The 23,446-nt window shown below is 41.7% G+C and carries 17 protein-coding genes; 8 read left to right on the top strand and 9 right to left on the bottom strand.

Annotated elements, in window-relative coordinates; all coding sequences use genetic code 11:
* Positions 1-44 precede the first annotated feature (44 nt).
* The 4 genes from BFS30_RS14240 (at position 45) to BFS30_RS14225 (ending at position 5,874) form a co-directional block, all read left to right on the top strand.
* Positions 45-647: a TetR/AcrR family transcriptional regulator gene (locus BFS30_RS14240; RefSeq protein ID WP_069379893.1), complete on the top strand. Its 603-nt coding sequence runs from the start codon at positions 45-47 to the stop codon at positions 645-647.
* Between the two features lie 88 nt (positions 648-735).
* A complete protein-coding gene (locus BFS30_RS14235) occupies positions 736-3,489 on the top strand; it encodes a TonB-dependent receptor (protein ID WP_069379892.1) in 2,754 nt (917 codons plus the stop codon).
* Between the two features lie 22 nt (positions 3,490-3,511).
* Entirely contained in the window at positions 3,512-4,792 is a 1,281-nt protein-coding gene (locus BFS30_RS14230; protein ID WP_069379891.1) for a parallel beta-helix domain-containing protein, read from the top strand.
* Between the two features lie 2 nt (positions 4,793-4,794).
* Positions 4,795-5,874: an SO2930 family diheme c-type cytochrome gene (locus BFS30_RS14225; RefSeq protein WP_069379890.1), complete on the top strand. Its 1,080-nt coding sequence runs from the start codon at positions 4,795-4,797 to the stop codon at positions 5,872-5,874.
* A gap of 72 nt (positions 5,875-5,946) precedes the next feature.
* Here BFS30_RS14225 and BFS30_RS14220 read toward each other — a convergent pair whose 3' ends face one another.
* From BFS30_RS14220 to BFS30_RS14195, 6 genes are all read right to left on the bottom strand, one after another.
* Positions 5,947-6,960: a hypothetical protein gene (locus tag BFS30_RS14220; protein ID WP_157262921.1), complete on the bottom strand. Its 1,014-nt coding sequence runs from the start codon at positions 6,958-6,960 to the stop codon at positions 5,947-5,949.
* A gap of 247 nt (positions 6,961-7,207) precedes the next feature.
* The gene (locus BFS30_RS14215) at positions 7,208-8,665 is read right to left on the bottom strand and encodes an aminoacyl-histidine dipeptidase (RefSeq protein ID WP_069379888.1); all 1,458 of its coding nucleotides are present in this window, start codon (positions 8,663-8,665) and stop codon (positions 7,208-7,210) included.
* 149 nt (positions 8,666-8,814) lie between these two features.
* On the bottom strand, positions 8,815-10,704 hold the full coding sequence (locus BFS30_RS14210) for a RagB/SusD family nutrient uptake outer membrane protein (RefSeq protein ID WP_069379887.1): 1,890 nt from the start codon (positions 10,702-10,704) through the stop codon (positions 8,815-8,817).
* A 34-nt stretch (positions 10,705-10,738) separates the two neighbouring features.
* Positions 10,739-14,182 (bottom strand): SusC/RagA family TonB-linked outer membrane protein, encoded by a 3,444-nt coding sequence (locus BFS30_RS14205; RefSeq protein WP_157262920.1) that lies wholly within the window; start codon positions 14,180-14,182, stop codon positions 10,739-10,741.
* A 170-nt stretch (positions 14,183-14,352) separates the two neighbouring features.
* Positions 14,353-15,426 carry a FecR family protein gene (locus BFS30_RS14200; RefSeq protein ID WP_083252050.1) on the bottom strand — a complete coding sequence of 358 codons (1,074 nt, stop codon included), beginning with the start codon at positions 15,424-15,426 and terminating at the stop codon, positions 14,353-14,355.
* A gap of 96 nt (positions 15,427-15,522) precedes the next feature.
* On the bottom strand, positions 15,523-16,089 hold the full coding sequence (locus tag BFS30_RS14195) for an RNA polymerase sigma factor (protein WP_069379885.1): 567 nt from the start codon (positions 16,087-16,089) through the stop codon (positions 15,523-15,525).
* Positions 16,090-16,239: 150 nt separating this feature from the next.
* Here BFS30_RS14195 and BFS30_RS14190 point away from each other — a divergent pair, with 150 nt between their 5' ends.
* The 4 genes from BFS30_RS14190 (at position 16,240) to BFS30_RS14175 (ending at position 19,394) form a co-directional block, all read left to right on the top strand.
* On the top strand, positions 16,240-16,872 hold the full coding sequence (locus BFS30_RS14190) for a hypothetical protein (RefSeq protein WP_069379884.1): 633 nt from the start codon (positions 16,240-16,242) through the stop codon (positions 16,870-16,872).
* A gap of 58 nt (positions 16,873-16,930) precedes the next feature.
* Positions 16,931-17,566, top strand: coding sequence for an ABC transporter ATP-binding protein (locus BFS30_RS14185; protein WP_069379883.1), 636 nt, complete (start codon positions 16,931-16,933; stop codon positions 17,564-17,566).
* Positions 17,566-18,678, top strand: a complete 1,113-nt coding sequence (locus BFS30_RS14180) for a hypothetical protein (RefSeq protein ID WP_069379882.1) — start codon at positions 17,566-17,568, stop codon at positions 18,676-18,678. The genes BFS30_RS14185 and BFS30_RS14180 overlap by 1 nt, the downstream gene beginning before the upstream one ends.
* Before the next feature lie 95 nt (positions 18,679-18,773).
* Positions 18,774-19,394, top strand: a complete 621-nt coding sequence (locus tag BFS30_RS14175) for a hypothetical protein (protein WP_069379881.1) — start codon at positions 18,774-18,776, stop codon at positions 19,392-19,394.
* Here the strand turns inward: BFS30_RS14175 and BFS30_RS14170 are convergent.
* The 3 genes from BFS30_RS14170 to BFS30_RS14160 are packed head-to-tail and all read right to left on the bottom strand — an operon-like array spanning position 19,342 to position 23,426.
* Complete coding sequence (locus tag BFS30_RS14170) at positions 19,342-19,815, bottom strand: hypothetical protein (RefSeq protein WP_069379880.1); 474 nt, start codon at positions 19,813-19,815, stop codon at positions 19,342-19,344. The genes BFS30_RS14175 and BFS30_RS14170 overlap by 53 nt on opposite strands.
* Positions 19,816-19,826: 11 nt before the next feature.
* Positions 19,827-21,140: a gluconate:H+ symporter gene (locus BFS30_RS14165; RefSeq protein WP_069379879.1), complete on the bottom strand. Its 1,314-nt coding sequence runs from the start codon at positions 21,138-21,140 to the stop codon at positions 19,827-19,829.
* Positions 21,141-21,146: 6 nt separating this feature from the next.
* A complete protein-coding gene (locus BFS30_RS14160; RefSeq protein ID WP_069382443.1) occupies positions 21,147-23,426 on the bottom strand; it encodes a family 20 glycosylhydrolase in 2,280 nt (759 codons plus the stop codon).
* Between the last annotated feature and the right edge of the window lie 20 nt (positions 23,427-23,446).

The following is a 23,446-nucleotide window of genomic DNA, read 5'->3' as shown; positions in this document are numbered from 1 at the left end:
CATTTGGATTATTGAAAATATGTTTATAGTTTTAAGGAAGGGATATGAGTAAAAAAGAATTGGTAAAGGAAAAGATAGGAAGATCCGCCATGCAGTGTTTTGCAAAATTTGGCCTCGATAAGACTACCCTGGATGACATTGCGCAGGCCGTTGGCCTCAATAAGGCATCATTATATTATTACTATAAGAATAAGGAAGATATATTTATCGAAGTGGCACTCAAAGAGGGAGAAGATTTTATCAATTCCCTGCAGGCAACCACCTTACTTAAAGAAGGAATAGAAAACAGGACTGCTTTTTATCTGGAGTCGAGGTTCAATTATTATAAAAACGTGCTCAATATGAACCGGGTATCGGTAGATACCCTCAATAAGATCCTGCCACGTTTTTTTGAATTGTACCATGCACTGATGAAAAGAGAGAAGATCTTTCTGACTCAGCTTCTCGAAAAGGCGGCAAAAGAAGAAAATCTGATGATGACAGATCCGGAAAATACCGCATCTGTATTGATCAACCTGACCGATGCTTTAAAACACAGTGTGGAACAACAGGCGATTTTGAAAGGAGAAACTGAAATTGATTACACACAAAGTCTTCAGGATATCAAATTTCTGGTATCACTGATCTTTACAGGAATAAGAAAATAGCGATACGCTCTTAGTTTCATTGCGGTTAAAGGGATAGTAGGCTATTTTATTGTTTAAAATTTTGTTGCGAACCTAAACCAAACCAAATATGAACAAAGTCATGTTACTTAGCCTGATTCTTTATTTCTGTATGCCCGATTCGCTAAGGGCGCAAAATATAATCAAAGGAACTATTAAGAACAGCGCCACACAGGAAGCCGCATATGCGGTATCTGTAAGGGTAAAAAACGGAACTGAAGGTACCTATTCTGATGACCGTGGAAGGTTTCAATTGAAAACAGTTAAGAAGCTTCCCATTACTCTGATCGTTTCTTCTATAGGCTTCGAATCTAAAGAAGTATCTGTTCAAAGTTTTTCCGCTAGTATTGAAATCAGTCTGGAGCCCGCATCTGTACTCGGACAGGAGGTTGTCGTTTCTGCCAGCCGTACCGTACAAAAAAAGCTGGCCTCCCCCGTCACTATCGAACAGATCAGCAGTAAAGAAATCAGCAATTCCCCTCAGTTAAACTATATGGATATGATCCAGGGTTTAAAGGGAGTAGATGTAACCGTATCCAGCATCGGCTTTACCAGTATTTCTACCAGAGGATTTAATACCAGTGGAAATACCAATTTCACGCAGATTGTGGATGGAATGGACAACCAGGCACCAGGACTTAACTTTCCTTTAGGCTCTTCTATCAGTTTAACTCAACTGGATGTCGATAACATAGAAATGCTCTCCGGCGCCTCATCCGCATTATATGGCTCCCGAGGCCTGAATGGAACAATGATCATGTCTGGCAAAGATCCTTTTAAATACCAGGGATTAAGTGTTTTGGTTACGCAGGGCGCCAACCACCTGAACAACAAAAACAACAATGATCCCGTTTCTACCTCCCCTTATTATGATTGGACCATTCGTTATGCAAAGCAGATCAATGAGAAATTCGCTTTTAAAATCAACGCTCAATATACCCAGGCAAAGGACTGGGTTGCCAATGATGCCAGTAACAAAAATGGATCAGGAAGCAGCCTGACTGACCCCAACTATAACGGAGTTAACTATTACGGAGGTGCCACTTCCACGGATATCAATCCTTTTCTGGAGGCGGCTCTAGCAGGCGATCCTTCGCTTGCCCCTATTATTGAACCTTTAATCGGCAAACCCAATTATGTGGCAAGAACTGGTTATCCTGAATACGGCTATCTGGATAATAAAGCGAAGCTTTTTAAAGTAAATGCAGAACTGCGCTATAAAATCAATCCAAAACTTGAAGCACTCATATCCGGGACTTACGGGACAGGTAACATTGTCTATACCAACGATACCAGGTACCAGCTGAAAGGTTTTAAAGTAGGGCAGTACAAAATGGAACTTAAAAGCGACAAGTGGTTTGTCCGCACTTATACCACTCAGGAAAATTCCGGCCGCACGATTGTTGCAGGACCTACCGCACAATACATTAATGAATCCTGGAAAACAAGTTACGATGGTGGTACCGGAGGCTGGTACCCTGAATATACATATGGCCTAATCACTTCGCTTGCGGGAGGAACAGCATTAAATGAAGCACATCTTGCCGCCCGAGCGTTTGCAGATCAGGGGCGTGCAGAGCTGGGCAGCCCATTATTTAACCGCCTGAAAGACAGCATTACCAATACCCCGATTTCCGAAGGAGGAACTTTATTTCTTGACCGGAGTAAATTATACAATGCAGAGGCCCAGTATAATTTTTCAGAGCAGGTAAAATTCATGAGTGTGATCGCGGGTGTAAACTGGCGTCTATACAGTTTAAATAGCAAAAACACTTTATTTCCAGATAAAAATAAACCGATTAACGTTAAAGAATACAGTGCCTATGTTCAGCTGGCAAAAAAAATTGCAGACGACAAGCTAAACATCAGCAGTTCTTTCCGTTACGATAAAAACACATTATTCTCCTCGCCCAAAGTAACCTCAAGAGCATCCCTGGTATTTGAGGCCGTTAAGGAAAACTTCATCCGGTTTTCTTATCAGAATGCCTATAGCTTTCCTTCCAATATTCAGGCACTGCAAAACACACTCAATGGCTACAACAGCTTTTCATCAGGAGGATCTTCCCTTTTGTTGAACGACAATTATCAGTTCGATAAATATCCACCTTACACCCTGGAAAGTGTCAGCAAATACCAGCAAACAGGCGACGCAGGAGTGCTTCAGAAATTCCAATACAGTGACATTAAACCACAATCTGTTAATGCATTTGAACTAGGCTATGCTGCACTGATTGGAAAACGTGTAATCTTTGATGTATTGGGTTATTTTTCTACCTGGAAAAACTTTATTGGCTATGCAAATGTTGCCAATACACCAGGTACAAATGATGTGAATGCATTTAAAGACCACAGCACCTATATCCAATACAACATTGCCTTTAACGGAGGGCAAATGGTCAATACTTACGGTTATGCAGCCAGTGTCAGCGTGGATCTGGGCCATAATTTCCTTACTAAAATCAATTACTTTTCAGACCATATCAAGAATAAAAATAACAGTCAGGTAAACAACTTCAACACTCCGGATTATCACATCAATATGGAGTTTGGAAACAGTGGTTTTGGTAAAAAACAAGAATGGTCGTTCAGTACCGGCCTCCGCTATAAACCCGGCTATTTTTATGTTGTTTCCGGAGGCCTGGCCGAAGGACAGGTACCTAGTTCCACTGTTATTGATGCTCAGATCAGTTACAAACTAATTAAAGCACGTTCAGGAATCAGAATCGGTGCAACGAACATTACCAATCAATACTATACAACAGGGATTGCCAATCCTAACATCGGAGCGGTGTATTATGTCACCTATGCCTACAATATCTTTTAATCACCAAAAAAACTAACCAAATATGAAACAGTCCATCACTACAGCACTTCTCTTACTACTGATTATCGGTATTCTGAGTTCCTGTACCACCAAAACAGATCAAAAAACATACACTACAGTCCTCAGTTTTAAACCTGGCGAAGAGGCTAAAATTGCAGAAGCTTTCCTATCTTTAAAGGACAGCACCAGCATTTTGCTTAAAGCAGGGAACTATAAATTTGATAACCTGAGTATTGCTCAGGTCAATCATATCCTCATTCAGGGAGAAGGCCATGACAAGACTGTACTGGATTTTTCCAGTCAGACTCAGGGCGGCGAAGGCATCCGGGTAACAGATGTAAAAGGCTTTACCATTGATGGCATGACCATCCGGGATTCCAAAGGAGATCTTTTAAAAATCAACAAAAGTGTGAACGTCACAGTAACCAATCTCCATGCCGTATGGAGCAAGGCAGATTCTACCAGTGGTGGTTATGCCATTTACCCCGTTCTCTGCAAAAACGTATTGATTGAAAATTGCTATACTGAAGGTTCATCTGATGCCGGAATTTATGTTGGCCAGACTGATAGCGCCATTGTCAGGAAATGCAAGGCAGCAAAAAATGTGGCTGGCTGCGAGATTGAAAACACCTCCAATGCAGAAGTGTACGACAATGAGTTTTACAATAATACTGCAGGCTTCTTGATTTTTGACCTTCCGGACCTTTCTAAACGAGGTGGTCATGTGAAAGTTTATAACAATAACATCCACGATAACAATTTCAGAAATTTTGCCAAGGCTGGTAGCTTTGGAACAACCTGGGGAGTAGGAAATGCATCTCCCGGAAGTGGGATAATTATTCTGGCTGCTTCTGATATAGAGATCAACAACAACAAGATCATTAACAACAATACCTCGTCCATTACCATTGCTTCAGGGTTTGCGGTAGATGAAAAAGCAGGAGAAAAAATCAACGCCAATTACTCTCCTATTCCTAAAAACATCAGGATCCATGACAATACCATCGCAATGGGACCTGCTTTTCCTAAACCTGCATATGAGCATCGCATTGGTCAGCTACTGGTAGCCACAGAAGCACAGTTGAACAAACTGGAACCTACACGCAAGAATAAACGGATTCCATGGATCATGTATGATGGGATTACCAGTAATATCCTTACCAAAGGGACTGCATTAAATCCGGACTCCATCTGTATTAACCAACCCGGCGACAATGTTTTTGTGAACGCTGATTTCCTTAACATCGCAAAACCTGAAAACTGGAAACCAAATACCAACATTAGCCCATATCAATGCAAATAAAAATGCGTAAGACTTACCTTTTGGGCAGCCTGCTCCTGTTCAGCACTACTTTTTCCTTACTGATGGAGCAAGGCTGCAAAAATAAAACCAATCAACAGAGTGGCATAAGCCAGGGTTCTTTCGAATTCAAAGAGAAGCTTTCTGACTACGGATTTTTCAAAGGAAAACTTGCCTCGCTGAATCCGGTTGATGGAATTTTCCATTATGAACTGAGTACCCCTTTGTTTACCGATTATGCCATTAAAGATCGCTTTATAGTTTTACCAGCCGGAAAATCGATCAAATACACCGAAGAAGGGGCTTTAGACTTTCCGGATTCCAGTATCATCATTAAAAACTTTGCCTACACCAATGCGGCACATGAAAAAGTGATGATTGAAACCCGCCTGCTGGTGAAAGACCCAAAAGACAAAAAATGGAAAGTGATGAACTACCTCTGGAATAAAGAACAGACAGAGGCCGTAAAACACATTACCGGAGCGAGGATTCCGATTACGCTACTTGACGAAACCGGAAAAAAATATTTCACCAATTATCAGGTTCCAAATACCAATGATTGCAAAAGGTGCCATATCAAAGACGGAACGCTGATTCCTATAGGGCCCAAGGCAAGGAACCTGAATTTCACTTTAACAGGTCAGGCGGTTAACCAATTGAGTCAATGGGTTGCAAAAGGCAAACTTAGCGGATTACCGGAACTGAGCAAAGTACATCAGTTGCCGGTCTGGACAGATAAAAAACATTACAGTCTTGAGCAAAGAGCCAGAGCATATCTGGACGTTAACTGCGCTCATTGTCATACCAAAGGTGGAGATGCTTACAATACCGGATTGTTTTTGGACTATCAGGAGACCAATGCGGATCATCTGGGAATGAGGAAAGCACCGGTTTCTGCTGGCGGAGGAGCCGGAGGAATGGACTACGACGTTGTTCCCGGGGTACCTGAGCAGTCCATTCTATTATACAGAATGAACAGCACAGAACCTGGAACAGCTATGCCAGAACTCGCTCGTACCATTATTCATAAAGAAGGAGTAGAATTAATCAAAGAATGGATCAGAAGTTTACCGAAGCAGAAATAAGACCTGTTCCTTAAAATTCAATCCAAAAACCGCTGACGTTGACCGGGTCGCTCCGTCAACCTCAGCGGTTTTTCATCTGATTTGCTGCCTGATCAGGCTGACCACACTTTCTACCTGGTCACCAAACATTTCCTTAGCCCAGCTTTCCGGCTTTGCCATTTTATCCAGGACCAGAAACAGGGCCAGGCCCTCATCTTGTGACCACCATTTTTTTCCACGTCTCACTCCTTGAATTGCCATCTCCGGTGCTATGTCGGCACCCATGGGATGGATTAACCATAAGTACATAGAATACTGTCCAAGTCCTTCCATAGTAAGAAAAAAATCGTCGATCTGCTTCAGGTCTGCGTATTGCTTTTCAAAATAGCTGTTTTGTCTTTGGTTAATCAATCCCAATCCCTCATTGGCTAATATTTTATCTAAAGTCCCGTTTTGAACAGATTGATAAATCTTCTCCACTTCATTTTGATACATTTTTAAGTAAACCGTGTCTTTTTGAAAGATATTCTGGACAATATCATCGTTAAATTCTTTAGGAAAACTATTTTTCTTTTCAAATTCAGTAATCTTTCTTCCAAAATTCTGCATTTGTTGCGAATGAGAGAATTCATGAATAAATACTCCGGTAACCAAATTCCCTAGCCCCAATTCCTTGCTTTCCACACCTGAACTCTTCCAGAAATCCGGCAAAGGCATTAGAAAAAAGGAACTGTTGGGTTTATTAGGAATTTCGGCAGCAAAAGACATCAGTCCAATGGGTATCACAGATTCGTCGGGCAGCGTGACGTGGCCCTGATGTAGTTCTTTTTTCCACTTTAAAGATAGGTTCATCAGATGAGGCCCCTTTACCGGCTTCCCCTTTTTTAATAGGGCTGCATCTGTGGTATACACATATTTATCATCAAAAAAAATGAAGTCAACAGGCCTGACTGTTTCTATGTGATAAATGTCTTTGCTTACTAACTTCCAGGCTTGAAACCAATTATTGGTAGCTTTGTAAAATGTAATATCTCTTCTTTGCTCTTCCGTCTGATGCTGACCGAAGACATTTAAACTCATAAAGATTAAAATAAAGGTGGCTTTCATATTTTTCGAATTAGCTGAAGACATAAACAGATTTAAGCTCAGCATATTAGAGCATCCAGGAGTATTAAAAGTTACAAACCAACCATAAAGACAAAAGCCCTGACATCCATCGGGGCTCTTGCATCAACTAAACCTAAACTTATAAATACTAACCAAATATTTATGGCGCAAAACTAAGGTTGCATTGTAAAATTCAGGTTAAGCGTATATGATTTATAATGTTGCCTGAAGAATCAGGCAACGTCTGTTATTTCTTAACAGGAATTTCCTGTAATACCTTTAGCAGATACCCCCAGTATTTTTGTACAGAAGATATTTTTACACTTTCGTCCGGAGAGTGCGCGCCATGAATGGTAGGACCAAAAGAGATCATGTCTATTCCCGGAAGATGAGCTCCTAAAATGCCACATTCTAAACCGGCATGACAAGCATTCACATTAGGTTCTTCCGTGAATGTTGTTTTATACAGGCTGGTCATCAACCTTAAGATATCAGAATCTGCATTTGGTTTCCATCCCGGATAATCTCCACTGCGGGAAACATCGCAGCCCATATTTTCCAAAGCTGCTCCTACTGCATTTGCTACATCATCTTTTGTACTTTCTACACTACTGCGCTGCAGGGATTGCGTCACGAACTCACCACCTTTAATGATTACCCTGGCCAGGTTAGAAGAAGCCTCAACCAGGTCTTCAATATCGGGGCTCATTCTGAATACGCCATTAGGAAGTGCGTAAACTGCATTTACAATTTTCACAAAATCGCCTTTATCCAGGCCATATTCAGGAAGCTCAGTTTCGTCAGCACTGATGTTCATTGCCGCTTCTATGCTTTGGTATTCTTCTTTCAATAGTTTAGAAAAATCTGTAACGAAGGCAAGGAAAGCTTCTTTTTGAGCAACAGGAACAGAGACCACAGCTCTAGATTCGCGAGGGATAGCATTTCTTAAACTTCCGCCATCTACAGTGCTCAATTGCAAATCCAATACTTTGAGACCAGCATAAAACAGACGGTTCATTAGTTTATTGGCATTTCCACGGCCTTTATGAATGTCCATACCCGAATGTCCGCCAAGTAAGCCCTTGATGGTAATCAGATAAGCCAGACGGTCTTTGGCTACAGGTTGCTGCTTATAGCTATAAATGCTGTTTGTATCAATACCACCTGCACAGCCGATGGTGAGTTCATCATCCTCTTCCGTATCCAGATTTAACAATATCGTTCCTGATAAATTGGAAGGATCCAGTTCTTTTGCTCCGGTCATTCCGGTTTCCTCATCAATTGTAAATAAGGCTTCGATAGCAGGATGCACAATGGTGGAAGAAGCTAAAATAGCCATAATCGTTGCAACTCCTATTCCATTATCAGCCCCCAGAGTGGTTCCTTTTGCCCTTACCCAGTCGCCATCCACAAACATATCAATTCCCTGTGTTTCAAAATTGAAATTGCTGTCGCCATTTTTCTGATGAACCATGTCCAGGTGAGATTGCATAATAACCGTCTGCCTGTTTTCCATGCCCGCGGTAGCCGGCTTTTTGATGACCACATTACCGGTTGCATCCTGAACTGTTTCCAGCCCTAAGCTATGACCATATTTCACCATGAATTCAATTACCTTTTCTTCTTTTTTTGAAGCACGTGGTACTGCGTTCAGGTTTGCAAAATTATTCCAAAGTTCCTGAGGTTCTAAGTTTCTGACTTCCATTACTATCTCTTTGTTGTTTCAAACAAAGCTAGAAAAACCAGCGCATATTCCGGGAAAACAGGAGGAAATAGGCGCCGTATTTGTAAAAAAGACCGTACCGGTGTGTTAACCGGCACAGTCTTCAGATATTAAACAAGCGAGCGTACTTTTTAGTAACCCGGATTTTGGGTCAGCTCTTTATTGTTATTGATTTCATCCCTGCTGAAAGGTCTGAAATAGATTTTATCGTTCCATACCCTGTTCTCCTGAGCAGTCTCGGTTGTTGGGGTGTAAGTATAATTGTAAATGTCTGTATCGTAACGGTAAGTCTTACTCAGGCTTTTACCTGGTTTAAATTTCCCTGTTACTTTGATATACGTTGTTTTACGGCCAAGCGTTTGCGGGGCAATCATCCAACGGCGGGCATCATGATAGCGTTGCTCTTCGTACACCATTTCTATCCGGCGTTCATGACGATAAATATCCCTCAGACTGGCCTGATCGGTCGCCGTAATGGCAGGCATTCCTGATCTGAAACGAATCCTGTTTAACCAGAGCAGGGCTTCAGTTGTCTGACCAATCTCGATGCTGGCTTCAATATAATTCATCACCGCTTCCGTATACCTGAAAAACGGCCATGGAACAAACTGAGGCATAGAAGCATCTACAATATTCGGATCCGGATCGATGAATTTATGGGTATAATACCCTGTCCAGCTACCATTCCAGCTTTCAATAGGACCTGATCGTGTGTCCAGACCTTTATAGGTAATGGTATTACCATTATCGATCAGATCATATTCACCGGTCTGAATCTGACTGGCCGGATCTACGTTTCCGGAAACCTTATCTCTTGGTTTCCAGCCTGCGCCGTCATACAATACGGTAGCATAAAAACGAGGGTCTCGGTTTTTGTATGGTGCCGCTTTTTGAGTTGGATTTGACCAGCTGAATTTAGATCCATCGGCCATTTCATAGTCGTCCACAAGCAATCCTACCGGCGTATTTCCTGCCCAGTTGCGGTAGCCATTGGGACCATTAGCCCTCGCATATCGCATATCACTACGATCGATAAAATACCTGCCGAAAATAATTTCTGAAGCTGCCGCAGCATCAATACCAGGAGCCTTACTTCCGCCACCCATCGCGATACTCTTATAATTATTACGACCATCTGCTACAGAAACCGGCGCAGAAAGTCCGAATTTATACCCCGTTCCCGCATCCATTACTGCTTTTGCTGCAAGCTGAGCATCAGTCCAGCGCTGCATTTGTGTTTTTCCACTGCCATCATACGCGAGCAATGCCACCTGAGCAGGAGTTAGTCCTGTTAAAAGTGTGGATTTCTGCTGTGCCTTTTGCTGGTCGTGTAAATCACTGGCCGCGTAGATCAGTTGTCTGGATTTCAAGGCCAATACGGCCAAGGCATTTGTCCTTCCCTTTTGTGTAGCTTTACCTGTCAGCAAACGGGTTGCCTCCTCACAGTCTTTCAAAATAAAGTCAACACATTCTTTGTAAGTCGATCTTTTGATGTCAAAATTATCTGTCAGCGCATAGACCTTCGAGATGAGAGGAACACCTCCGTAATACCTCAATAACTGATGATAAAAATAAGCTCTGAGGAAATAGGCTTCTCCAAGGAGTCTGTCTTTCAAGGTCTGGTCAGTCAGGCCATTGTCTCCACCTGCTAAACGCTCAATGGTCATGTTACAGGAACGGATCCTGTTATACATTTTTGAATATCGCCAGGTATCATCTATCCAACCTAAAGTAGAAGGGTTGATGGTGCTGGAATTCACCAGATCGATTCCCCTGTTGGGATGGGTAAAAAGAGATTCATCCGATACTGAAGCCAGCATTTGTTCGGAAAACCCGCCCACTCCCAAGCCGTTATAAATATCCAGCACAAAAGCGTCTGCCAGTGCACCATCTTTCCAAACGAGTTCTGAAGGAATCTGGGTAGGTGGATCTACAGACAAAAAGTCCTTTTTACATCCCGCAGCAAGCAAAGCCATCATAGCAATTGCCAATATATATGTATTTCTGATTGTTGATTTCATAACTATATTTTTTGTATTCTGTGGTTTTGATTCGTTAAAAAGTAGCCTTCACTCCTACGTTGATCACTCTGGCCTGTGGATAATACTGCGCACTGGAATTGGTAGATTCCGGATCCCAGATTTTAATCTTATCCATGGTAAACAAGTTCAATCCACTCACATACAACCGAAGTGCTTTCATGGCCATCTTTTGACTCAAAGTGTTTGATAAAGAATAGCCCAGCTCCACATTTTTTAGTCTGATATAGTTATTACTTCTAAACCAATACGTATTTCTCGCCGCATTGTTAAGATCGGTATAGTAAGTTTTTCCACGGTTAGACAGGCGGGGATTTTCTGAACTCGGATTATCAATTGTCCAGCGGTTTTTATAAGACCATTCCAGGAAGTTTCCTATATCACCCGACTCTGTTAATCCTACAATTTGCATCCCTCCGCTAGCTCCCTGAACCAATACCGACAGGTCAAAATTCTTATACTGAAGGTTTAGGTTCAATCCGCCAGTAAAGGTTGGTGTACTCGTTCTATCCATCCTGATCTGGTCGTCAGCATTGATTTTACCATCTCCATTCGTGTCTTTAAACTTCATATCTCCAGGCAATAAATTAGGAGTGATTGCGGAATAATCAATCGTGTTAGACTGGATTTCTGCTTTATTTCTGAAGACACCATCAAACTCATAAGCAAGCTCTGTACCTGTTGGCATTCCGGTAGAGCGTTGCCATTCCGGAGCACCTGGAATTTCATCCCAGAACACAATTTTATTTTTAGCATAACCACCATTCACACTAATCCCATATCCAAATTCTCCCGCCTGGTCATTATAGCCCAGCTTAAATTCAAAACCACTGTTATTCACTTTTCCCAGATTTACCGGCGGTAATTTTTCAGTGATTCCGGAACTCTCCGGAACAGAATTTCTTTTAATCAGGATTTTAGTTCTTTTATTATAAAAATAATCAAATTCCAGACTTAGTTTATTGTTCAAAAAGGAGGCATCCAATCCAACGTTGGTATTATTGGCTACTTCCCATCCAAAGTTCAGATTGGGAACTCCGTTTTCAAATACAGTTGCATTTAGCTGATCGTTGGCCACATAACTGCCGAAACCAACGGTACTTAGATATTGATATTCTGCAAGTGCATTACCAAAATACGCCTCTGCTCCCATTTGCCCCCAGGATCCCCTGATTTTCAGGTTATTTACAAACTTTACATGCTCTTTAAAGAAGGATTCTTCAGATAAACGCCATCCGAGAGATATTCCCGGAAAGAAACCGAAACGTTTATTGACTGGAAAAATATAAGATCCATCTACCCTCCAAAGAAATTCAGCAAGATATTTTTCTTTATAATTATAGCCCAATCTTCCGAAATAACTCAGACGTGCCCTGTTAAACAAATTATTTGGTGCATCTGTAGGATTGCCCACAGTTTGTTCCTTATCACTTCCTGCAATCAGTTCCTGCAAAGCAGTAGAAAGGAAATACCTGCGTGAAGCAGAAAAACCATCATTATTTACTTTTTCACTGGTTATCCCTGCCATCAAACCGAAAGCATGTTCCCCTATCTTTTTATCATAATTGACCATTGACATCAGATTGATGGCCAGCTGATCACCTGCTGTTTCCGACAGACTTGCATCTTTACGTTCGGAACTCACCGCTCCTACCAACTTAGGCGTTACCCCATCAGCCTCAAAAGTCTGTTTATCCCAACTGTATAAAGTCCATGGAGTCTGCCATCTCTTTTGACGGCCGGCAAACTTATCAATAGACGCTGTACCCGTTACCTTTAAGCCCTCAACTCCTGGAACTTTAATTTCTACTTTACCGGTAGTCTGGAAATAATCTCTTTTATCTTTATTATAACCAGTCAGGTCTGTAGTCGTTACATAAGGATTATAACCAAATTCAATTGCTGGCCCTGGTAGCCCATTCGGCCATACTTCTACCTCGTTTGGTCTTCCGCGCATCAACATCCTGAAGATATCTCCTGCACCTACAGTCGGGAAATTCCTAACCTCTTCCCTTGCAGTTACCCCTAATGTGGTGGTGATGTATTTATTTAATGTAGCCTCGAGGTTGATCCTCATATCGTACTGCTTATAACCAGTTGCCGACTTCTTATAATACCCATCCTGATCCAGGTAGCCCATGGAAATCAGATATTTGATATTTTCCGCTCCCCCATTGATCTGAAGGTTATGTCTTTGCTGAGGCGACCAGTTTTTAAGCGTAGTGTTGAACCAGTCGGTATTCGGATAACGCAGCGGGTCTGATCCGTTTCTGAATTTCTCCATCTCATCCGGACGAAAAGCTGCAGTAAGCACATTTCCATTATCAGTCCTGGTATAAGCACCGGTGGCTTTGAAACTCTGCCATGCCGCACTCCATTGGTCATCCGGCAAATCTGAACCGAAGATTTTCAACTCGTTAAGGATCTCCGCATATTGAGTCGAGTTCGACATTTTAGGGGTTCTTGTTGGCTGCTGTAATCCGTAAGCATAATCATAAGAAAATTGTGGTTTACCTGATTTCCCTTGTTTTGTAGTAACCAAAATTACCCCGTTTGCAGCCCTGGAACCATAAATAGCCGCAGAAGCGTCCTTCAATACCGATACGCTTTCCACATCATTCGGATTCAGACGCTCCAAACCTCCGGCCCTGTTTGGCACTCCATCAATAACGATTAAGGCGTCACTGTTTCCCAATGAATTGACCCCACGAATACGAATTGAAGAACCATCATATCCGGGTTCACCACTAGATTGCATGGCAGTTACTCCAGGCATTCTTCCAGCCAGAGAATTGGATAGATTGGCAGTTGGTGTTTTTGCAAGATCTGCTCCTTTTACAGAGGTCACCGCCCCGGAAACCACAGCTTTCTTCTGTGTACCGTATCCCACTACTACAATCTCTGATAAATCCTGACTATTTTCCATCAGTTTTACATTGATCAGGGTCTGGTTATTTACCCCGATCTCCTGACTTACAAAACCGATATAAGAAAACACCAGGACACCATTTTCCGGGACCTTGATGCTATATCTTCCGACCGCATCGGTAGTACTCGCTATGGTGCCTCCTTTAAGCTTCACACTTGCTCCCGGAACAGCGGCCCCACTAGCATCCGTGACCGTTCCTTTTACCAATATATCCGCGAGGGGGGCATTGAGTGATCGTATCACCACCAGGTTATCTTCCAGCGATTGAAATTTCAGCCCTGTCCCTTTTAAAAAGATGGCAAGTGCATCATAAACGAGAATATCCTTTTCAATAAGGGTAATGCTCTTCGCTGCAGGAAGATCTTCTTCACTGTAAAGCAGTCTGAAATTACCTTTTTGCCCGAGGATGGTCAGGGCATCTTTTAATTTCACTTTTCTGAGGTCCAGATTCACTTTTGTATTTTGTGAATAGGTCGCTGCCGATACCTGTATGCACAGGAGGAACGAAAAAACAAAGCTCCAGTTTAACATTAGTAGTATTTTTTTTCGGGAAAAGCCGGCATATAGAACTTTATTGCACAGTCCTTTTTTTTTCATAGATTTGTGAATTTCAAAGTTAAAAATCTGATAATGGTAGTTTTAACTACCGTCTTAGGTTTGGAAAAGGGGGAAAATGTTGGCGCATTTACTCCCTTTTTTGTTTAGTAAATAATTATGTCATCTGCTTTAAGTTTAAAGTGAAAAGGTTTGATTAATTGCATAGCCGTTAAGGCTTCTGTGATGTTTTCATTTTTAAAGATTCCTGTAAAACGATAAGATTTAGGAATACTTCCACCGATCTCGATCCGGACATTAAACCAACGTTCCAATTTAGGTTTCAAATCCTCAAATGATTCGTTTTTAAAAACCAGCAGATCGTCTTTCCAGGAGGTTTCTTCAATATAATCCTGACCAGCGATTCGTACTGGCGCTATATTCTCTATTTTTAACGTCACATCATCACCATTCTGAAATCCGGATTTTCCTTCAGATCTTTCCTTCTTATGGTTTCTGAATGCAAATTTTTCAGATGGTTTTAAGAGGATTTTTTGCTGAGTCATGCTATTTACAGAAAGTTCGATGGATCCCCGAAGCAGGGTTGCCTCAGAAACAGGGTCTTTGTCGTAAGCTTTCACATTAAATGCGGTTCCCAGAACTTTCACACTAATCTGATTGGTACGCACAATGAAAGGACGGTTTTTCTGATGGGCCACATCAAAAAAGGCTTCTCCAATAAGGTATACCAATCGCTTTTCTTTTTGATTGAGGTCATTGTCATAAGACAATTTACTCTCTGCATTCAACCACACTAATGTACCGTCAGGAAGTTTTATCTTTTTACGTATTCCTTTACCACTAACAATCTCGGTGTCAAAATCAGTGTCTTTTTTATTCAGCTGAAATAAGGCAGCAATACAAATCAGGAACAGGCTACAGGCTATAGCAAAAACACCGGCATATTTCTTAAACCAGCCGACAGGAGCTTCTTCTTCCTGCACATTAGCATCAAATTCCTCTGCGAATTTCAACTTATGCTTTTCAAATAATTGGTGGAGACGTACCTGATCTGAAAACCTTTCTTTAGGAGAATTGGCCCAGAGTTCTTTTAATACTTCATCATAATACAGGGAATCAGGATAGATAGCCATCAGTTCATCTAGCTCTTCCAGCTCACGCGAGGTAGCTTCATTAGCCATTTTTCGGGCCAATAGTTCTATTATTCTATTGCTATCCATTTGGACGGTTCGTTCTGAAGTTTATATTGGTTGTTTGTATAGGACAATATTTTTCAGAAAACTCCCTAGTCTAAATGGAAAAAAAATGAAAATAAATTACATGAGGTTAAATTCCATCTTCAAAATGGTCGTTAATTTCTTCACAGCGGTGACCAGATGGGCATCTACCGTCTTTACAGAGATGTTTAAAATCGATGCCGTTTCTTTGTAGCTCAAACCATCTTCTTTAATGAGCTTAAATACCAACTGGCATTTTCCGGGTAAAGATTGGGTAGCCTGCTCCAGTTTTTTCTTCAATTCTCCATTAATCAGAAGTTGCTCCGGGTTCAAAGAGTCCAGAGCGACTTCCACCTGAATGTCATCTATAGAAACGAGTTCCTGTCTGGCGTGTTTACTCAACGCATTTAAGGAAAGATTTCTGGCAATTACAAATGCATAAACCCTTACATTTTCAACTTCCAACAATTTCTGACGATTTTTCCACAAACTGATCATCACATCACTTGCCACTTCCTCAGACAGCTCTCTTGATTTTAGCAAACAAAAGCTAAAGCGATACAAAGAAGGAAATAACCACTTAAAAAGCTGCTCATAGGAGCTTTCGCTGTCATATAAAGCAATATGACTGATCAGGCTATTTAAGTCGGGTGAATGCTTGGTCATACGGGTTCGGGTTAGATTAATTCAAATGTATGAATTTAACGATACCATCCAAATCTTTGTATATTTACCTAAGTTCAGAACTTTCTGACCTTAAAACTGTTAGTAGTGTTAAGCTATAGTGTGATTTGTACATTAACAAGGGTTAAATGAATGTATAAAAAAGCAATATCATTTTATAAAACAAGCTGGCCAGGGTTAATATTAGTCGTAATATTTTCCTTCACTTTCCTCTTTGGATTCCTCAAAGCAGGATTCCCTGATCTCTTTTATAAACAGGCAACAGGAAAAATCGACACCGCAATTACCGGAATTGCTTATTATCAGAACAACCATACGCTGAAATTAAAACTGGAACCGGGCGGATTGGTCTTACAACAAAGCTACCCATTGTGGTGGTATGCACCACATCCCAAAGCAACGGACTTAAAATCGGGAAAACAGGTCTCCGTTTTCATTGAGCAGTCTACAGGCAATTTTTTTGGCATTAAGACCACAGAAAAAGTTATTCAGCCTGCCTGGTTCGACATTTTGACAGATTATTTTAATTCTGCGTTCATACTATTAGTTCTGATCTCCTCTTTCCTGCTGATCAGTATTTATCACTACGGGGAAATCATTAAGAATATCTATCTCTGGCTTCCCTATTCGCTAGGTATACTGGCTCTAACAGTGTTCTGGGGCTACCTCAACCTCATCATTTTTGTAGTGATCGCCATAATCGTGTTAAAGTATATCCTGAAGAAAAGAAAGGCTCAACAACTTAACAGTCAACCGGCCGTGTAACAAGTGCTCTCAAATCTGATCTTAAATGAGTAGTTTCTCATTTAGCAACAAGAGCCTTATGTTACATTTCGAAAAATTCCAAAAATCGTATAGTGGATACCTCGCGCTTGAAATTGAAAAACTCACACTCCGCCCTGGTATATATTGGCTGAAAGGAGCTAATGGATCGGGGAAAAGCACCCTTTTGAAGGCCATTGCCGGTCTCATTTCTTTTGAAGGCAAAATCAGTCTCAGCCCGGATATCGATTTAAAAAAACAAAGTGTAGCTTATCGGAAACTGGTTAATTTTGCGGAGGCCGAACCCATCTTTCCAGAGTTCCTGACTGGACAGGAAATGGTGCAGTTGTTTGCCACAGCTAAAGGTGCCCTAGCCGGACAGGAGCAGTATTATCTGGAAAGCATGCAGATGCAACATTACATCCGGCAACCGGTAAGTACCTACTCCAGTGGAATGCTAAAAAAGCTTTCTCTGGTTTTGGCATTTATGGGTTCGCCTCAACTGATCCTGCTGGATGAACCTTTGATTACAATAGATAGCGAATCACTTCAGGTGCTTTACCAATGGATTATAGAAAAGCATCAAAAAGCCGGAACAAATTTTCTATTGGCTTCCCATCAGGCACTGGAACATGAAAGCCTTTCCAAAGCGCAGGTATTACAAGTCGAAAACCGGACCTTAAAAACAAGTTGCTGATGGCCGGACCATTAACACAGTTGCTGATCAAAACTTTTTCAAGAGGATTCTTTCGCGTTCATTCGGGAATGTTACTGTTCTTGTTTGTAGCCGTTTTCAGTTATTGTTTTTTTATCCTTACCGCTGGCACCATCACCCCGGAAAAAGCATTGGTATTCAATATCATTTTTCTGCTCAGCTTTGCAAGCGCACCAATAATGATGATCCTGGTCTTTACGGTCTGGCTGATCTATACCATCAAAAGCTGGCAGTACATTACCACACAATTACAGGCAGACCAACATCAGTTCCTGTTTTACAGCAGTACTGCGCTCAGCAGGACAAAGCAATTTAAAAGCTGGTTTATGGCCCAGTTGTTCATCTCGATACCCTTAATGGTTTATGGCTTGTTTACCATTATTGCCGGGATCATCTACGGTCACTACCTTATTCCGGCGCTCATCATCATTTACCTTCTGATTTTAAATGCCGGCAGTGCTTTGATCTATCTTCAGCTCATGAACCGCATGATGAGGAAGGAAGATTCAGTGATATTGAATAAACTAACCAACACCTGGAAGAAGCCATTTTCCATCTTATTCCTTTATGATATCATCCACCGGAAAAAGTTGACCTACCTGATTACCAAAGTTCTTTGCTGGGCAATTCTGTCCGGAGTGCTGTTGGTTTTTGCCGATGTTAAAAATGACCTCCGTACTGCTGGAATAGCCATACTGGGAGTTACAATTGCCCACACTTTTCTGATCTATCAAGGGCAGCGCTTTGAACAGACATACCTGATCTTCTCCAAAAACCTCCCCTATTCGCGAAACAGGCTATATGTACAACTCGTCCTGCTATATTTTTTACTTTTGTTACCCGAAGGAACCTGGCTGTTCATCCGTTTTGGCCCGGCAACAGCAGCGGGCCTTTTTATGCTGATGTTAAGTGTTACCTTATTATTTCGTAGTTTACTCCATTGGCTGGGACTACAAATGAATCGTTACCTACCCTTGGTTTTTGGCCTGTTTATTCTATTCTTCTGGATCATCATGTTTCAATGGATATGGTTCCTGATTCCTGTCAACCTTCTTTTATCCTATGTGATATTTTTTAGAAGTTACTACCGGTAAATCCAAAATTCCCATGCAACTTATTGATTTGGAACTGTTTTGCAATTAATGTAATTTTGCAGACTCCTAAGGGGGAAACAAAAAACAACACATACATGAGGAGTAGGAAAGAGAAAATGCCTGTATTTATACAGGCGATGTACGGTACTGTGATTGGGTTGAGCTTTTTTCAACTGGCCTTAAAGACTCCTGCTGATCTTGATATCATCAGTTCCGGAAGTACGTTATCCGGCTTTCTAACCTCTCTTTCCTTTTTTCGTTTACTGTTTTTAATCCTGACCATGCTCCTGATTGCTCAGGAATGGATGAAACAGGAGCAGACAAAAAAAACAAAGACGCTATCTTACTGGCACTACATCCCACAGTTTCTTGCTTTGTTCTGTCTCTCTCAAATGTTTGCAGCTCTGGAAACACTTCAATTGAAATACTGGTATGCGAATGCACTTGGTTATACTTTATGTAATCTTTTCAGCTTCTTCCTCAGCAATAAAGAAACACATCAAACCACCAATACCCTGCAATACCTCAGGTATCTCATTCAGGTTTTCTTGCTGGAAATCTTCCTTTTCATCATTCCTACCGGTTTCATCTGGCCTTTTTACCTGATTGCTTTTCTCGTAACTTCCTATATACTGGTCTTTATCTGGTGGTTATGTAAAGTTCTTACTTTGTACTTCCAGCTAAAGGATACCCCTTATCAATCCAATCCGTCTTAACATTTACAGGGAGTTCCAACAGCCGTGCGTTCTTAAATTTCAGGTCATTCAACAACTGAAATGCGGGCCTGATGTTCGGACATTTATCCATCGGGCAGCAGCCACAATAAACAACCAGGGCTGTATTTGAAGGGATTCCTTTTAACGCTTTTGCAAATCTTTTCAGGTTTTCTTTTTCACTGCCAGCCCCCATGTTGACTGCTCCTTTAATATCCTGAACGACACCAATATTATAGATCTTGATTTTCTGGCCGGCACGGATCATTTTAACCAGGGCCTCAGGCTTCATCAGCTGCCTCGCAGTCCAGGTATTTTTCTGTAAAGTGGCACCTGATGAAGGAAGTACCTGAGCTTGAGAAAATCCAAATACGGCGACCATCAGAAAAGTCATGATTAGGTCGCGAAAAATTCTATGGTTCATATCAGTATTCTTTACACAAACTGGTTTAAAATCAACACACCTACCAACCCTACCACAGCTACCAATGTTTCCATGATAGACCAGGACCGTATCGTATCTTTAATTCCGAGGTTAAAATACTCTTTAAACATCCAGAATCCGGGGTCATTAACATGAGAAAACATTAGGCTACCGGCTCCTATGGAAAGCACCATCAGCTCCGGATTCACATTGGAGTTGATCATCAACGGCGCAATAATTCCTGCAGCAGTTAAGCCAGCTACAGTTGCAGAGCCCAGACACACCCGGATTACAGCAGCAATCAACCAGCCCAGAAATAAGGGCTCAATAGATAAGCCGGCTAAAACATCCCCAATCTCTTTACTCACCCCGCTGTCGGAAAGCACCTGTTTTAAAGCTCCTGACCCACCAATAATAAGCAGGATCATGGCAATATCTTTTACCGCATCCCCATAGATGGACATCACCTCCTTCATACTCTTCCCCATTTTTATTCCGAGGGTAAAGGTGGTCAGACATAAAGTAAGGAACATCACGATAGAAGGTTCAGCAAGGAAGCCTGCAAAACTTGTCACAGAAGGATTATCCTTAAAGATCAACACGCAGACAGTGGTTAATGCCATGACAATCACCGGCAGCAATGCCGAGATGAAACTGTTCCAGGTTCCAGGTAATTGTTCCTCAGGAAGATCGTCAGATTGAAATGTTTTAAGCGGCACGACAACAATACCTTTTAAGGTTTTGGAATAAATTGGTCCGGCAATGATGATGGCAGGAATGGCCAGCATAATGCCATAAAACATTGTTAATCCCATGTTCGCATGAAACTGCAGTACCAAAGCTGCAGGGGAAGGATGCGGAGGCAGAAAGCCATGCGTAACCGATAAAGCGGCCAGCATCGGAAGCCCAAGATATACTGCCGGCAGTTTGTATTTGTAAACCACGGAAAAAATCAGGGGCACCATGAGTACAAAACCAACATTGTAGAATAGTGGAATACCAATGATAAAGCCTGTCGTCATTAATCCCCACTGAATGTATTTACGCCCAAAGATTTTCATCATCACTGCAGCGATCTTCTGTGCCGCTCCGCTTGCAGCAACGAGTTTACCCAACATTGCCCCAAACACAATGACAATAATTAAGGAACCCAGGATGTCTCCTACTCCCTTTTGCACAGATTTGGTAATGCCTGTTAAAGGAACACCTAGTAATAAACCGGCGAGAATAGAAACAAAAAGAAAAGCAATAAAAGCATTGATCTTGCCCCAGGTGGTGAGTAAAACGAGTAGCAGAATGCAGCCTACAACGATAAGTAAAGTCATGGATTCTTAGTTTATAATGATTTCATCTGCCATCAGCCAGGCCTTTTCTCCTTCTCCATATTCTCCAATAGGAATTCTGCCCACATTTTCTCCCAGTATTTTAACATACCGGATGTTTTCTGAAGGAAACTCCTTGCGTATTTTATTAATGCCATTAATATCGAAATTTCCTCCGGTATAAATCTCCTTAAATGTTTTCCCATCTGCAGATATCAAAAAATTAAGTTTCTTCGGTGCCCACATTCTCTGCCAATGGTAATTGAGTACATTCAGCCCAATTCTGGAAACAGGCCTCAGGGCACCCAGGTCAATAAGTGCTTCCAGATTCTCTCCACTAAATCCCAGCCATTGTGAGTCATTAAAACGATGATGGCCCTCCAGCCCGTTAAGAAGCAATCCCGCCGAAAAACTGTATTTACCTGCCGGAGCATAACTCAGACTAATCTTTTTCCCCAATCCGGCATGATGTTGAAAATCCTGATTAAAAATCCTTCCCGAACGCCTTGTTCCCACAAACAATCCTGCTTTTAGGGTCATGGAACGATTCATCAGGACCGGCCCCTGGTATAGTTTACTCTTTGCATGAGGGACCGAACCATCAAGCGTATACCTGATCTGTGCTTTCGGCAATGTCGTTTTTAAAGTCAAATAAGAATTTCCATTAGCACCAGATTTCATTTCAGCAATGATTTCATCAAAATAAGGATAATAATTCAGCTTCGTTCGCTTCATAAAACCCTCATGATACCTTAGCTTTTTCAGAAACCAGGGATAGTCCTTTTCCCTTTTATCTGACCAGGCAATTTCTGACAAAGCCAAAGCGCGTGGAAACACCATGTACTCCAGGTGTTTTTCATCTTTCATATATTCTGTCCAGATGCCACCCTGAACCCCTTTGATATAACCGGCCTGTTCAGAACTTAAAGAATCCGGAATCGGTTCATATCCGTAAACCTTGGATAAAGGGGTGTAATTTCCTGCAGCAACAGGCTCATTTTTATCCAACGACTGATAATAGTCGAAATAAAGCATATTCTCCGGAGTCATAATGACCTCATAATTTTCTTTGGCTGCAGCAATGCCACTTTGTTCCCCACGCCAGTTCATAATGGTTGTATTTTTAGAAACTCCACCTTCCAGCACTTCATCCCAACCTACTGCTTTTTTATTTTTAGTACCCAGATATTTTTCTATCCGCTTCATGAAATACCCCTGCAGCTCATGTTCATCCTTAAGTCCGTTTTCCTTGATCTTTTGCTGGCATTTCGGACATTTTTTCCATTTTAACTTCGGACATTCATCACCCCCAATATGCACATAGGCATAAGGAAAAAGACTAACCACCTCATCCAGGACATCTTCCATAAATTGATAGGTATCCTCATTACCAGCACAAAAAACATCATCAAACACCCCCCAAAACTGAGCAGTTTTGTAAGGTCCTCCAGTGCATCCCAATTGCGGATATGCTGTAAGCGCGGCTAAAGCATGACCGGGCATTTCAATTTCAGGAAGTATGTTGACATGTTTTGACGAAGCATAACGCACCACTTCCCTGACCTCCTCCTGTGTATAATAACCTCCATACCTTAGCCCGTCAAAAGTATGGGGAGTTTCCTTTTTATGGCCGATAATCGTTCCATCTCTCCAGGCAGATACCGACTGCAGTTTCGGATATTTCTTTATTTCTATACGCCAGCCCTGATCCTCAGTAAGATGCCAGTGAAAGACGTTAAACTTATAAAGGGCCAGCAAATCGATAAACTTTTTAAGGAACGCAATTGAATACATATGCCTGCCCACATCCAGGTGCATCCCCCGATAATTAAAACGTGGATAATCCCTGATTTCTCCTTTTTCCACGCGCAACGAAGTTTTGTCATGGGGTTTCCACAATTGCATTAAAGACTGTATGCCGTAAAATACACCCGCTTGGTCATGCCCTTTGATCAGAATCTGACGGTCATTGATGACCAAATGATATCCCTCCTTTTCTTTCACAGTGATAGAATCCAGTTTTAATACAATCTGGTTTGCCGGGGATTGGGTATTTACAGCAAGTGCGAATCCGGCATAAGAAAGAACTGCCTCATTCAACAGCTCCGCACTGGCTTTCAGTTCATCAGAATAAGCAATTGTTGTCCGATCAGTTATACTCAGCCCACCATTACCCTGTTTGATGTAATATGGTTCCGGGACGACAGAAAATGAAACCTGCTGAGCAAGTAAAGCAGAATTTGCAAACAACAGTAAAATCAATAGAAGCAACAGGGTTCTTTTATTCATCACATTCCGGGAAATCATAC

Source organism: Pedobacter steynii (assembly GCF_001721645.1).
GTDB classification, from domain to species: domain Bacteria; phylum Bacteroidota; class Bacteroidia; order Sphingobacteriales; family Sphingobacteriaceae; genus Pedobacter; species Pedobacter steynii_A.
The sequence above is the reverse complement of the archived record's forward strand: the minus strand, read 5'-3'. Positions and strand labels throughout refer to the sequence as shown.

Bases quoted from the DNA above. Each gene is read 5' to 3' on its own strand.
- BFS30_RS14165 (WP_069379879.1), bottom strand. From the start codon at position 21,140: ATGACTTTACTTATCGTTGTAGGCTGCATTCTGCTACTCGTTTTACTC.
- BFS30_RS14215 (WP_069379888.1), bottom strand. From the start codon at position 8,665: ATGGAAGTCAGAAACTTAGAACCTCAGGAACTTTGGAATAATTTTGCA.
- BFS30_RS14180 (WP_069379882.1), top strand. From the start codon at position 17,566: ATGGCCGGACCATTAACACAGTTGCTGATCAAAACTTTTTCAAGAGGA.
- BFS30_RS14235 (WP_069379892.1), top strand. From the start codon at position 736: ATGAACAAAGTCATGTTACTTAGCCTGATTCTTTATTTCTGTATGCCC.
- BFS30_RS14210 (WP_069379887.1), bottom strand. From the start codon at position 10,704: ATGAAATCAACAATCAGAAATACATATATATTGGCAATTGCTATGATG.
- BFS30_RS14225 (WP_069379890.1), top strand. From the start codon at position 4,795: ATGCGTAAGACTTACCTTTTGGGCAGCCTGCTCCTGTTCAGCACTACT.
- BFS30_RS14170 (WP_069379880.1), bottom strand. From the start codon at position 19,815: ATGAACCATAGAATTTTTCGCGACCTAATCATGACTTTTCTGATGGTC.
- BFS30_RS14185 (WP_069379883.1), top strand. From the start codon at position 16,931: ATGTTACATTTCGAAAAATTCCAAAAATCGTATAGTGGATACCTCGCG.
- BFS30_RS14160 (WP_069382443.1), bottom strand. From the start codon at position 23,426: ATGAATAAAAGAACCCTGTTGCTTCTATTGATTTTACTGTTGTTTGCA.
- BFS30_RS14220 (WP_157262921.1), bottom strand. From the start codon at position 6,960: ATGAAAGCCACCTTTATTTTAATCTTTATGAGTTTAAATGTCTTCGGT.
- BFS30_RS14230 (WP_069379891.1), top strand. From the start codon at position 3,512: ATGAAACAGTCCATCACTACAGCACTTCTCTTACTACTGATTATCGGT.
- BFS30_RS14205 (WP_157262920.1), bottom strand. From the start codon at position 14,182: ATGTTAAACTGGAGCTTTGTTTTTTCGTTCCTCCTGTGCATACAGGTA.
- BFS30_RS14240 (WP_069379893.1), top strand. From the start codon at position 45: ATGAGTAAAAAAGAATTGGTAAAGGAAAAGATAGGAAGATCCGCCATG.
- BFS30_RS14190 (WP_069379884.1), top strand. From the start codon at position 16,240: ATGTATAAAAAAGCAATATCATTTTATAAAACAAGCTGGCCAGGGTTA.
- BFS30_RS14175 (WP_069379881.1), top strand. From the start codon at position 18,774: ATGAGGAGTAGGAAAGAGAAAATGCCTGTATTTATACAGGCGATGTAC.
- BFS30_RS14200 (WP_083252050.1), bottom strand. From the start codon at position 15,426: ATGGATAGCAATAGAATAATAGAACTATTGGCCCGAAAAATGGCTAAT.
- BFS30_RS14195 (WP_069379885.1), bottom strand. From the start codon at position 16,089: ATGACCAAGCATTCACCCGACTTAAATAGCCTGATCAGTCATATTGCT.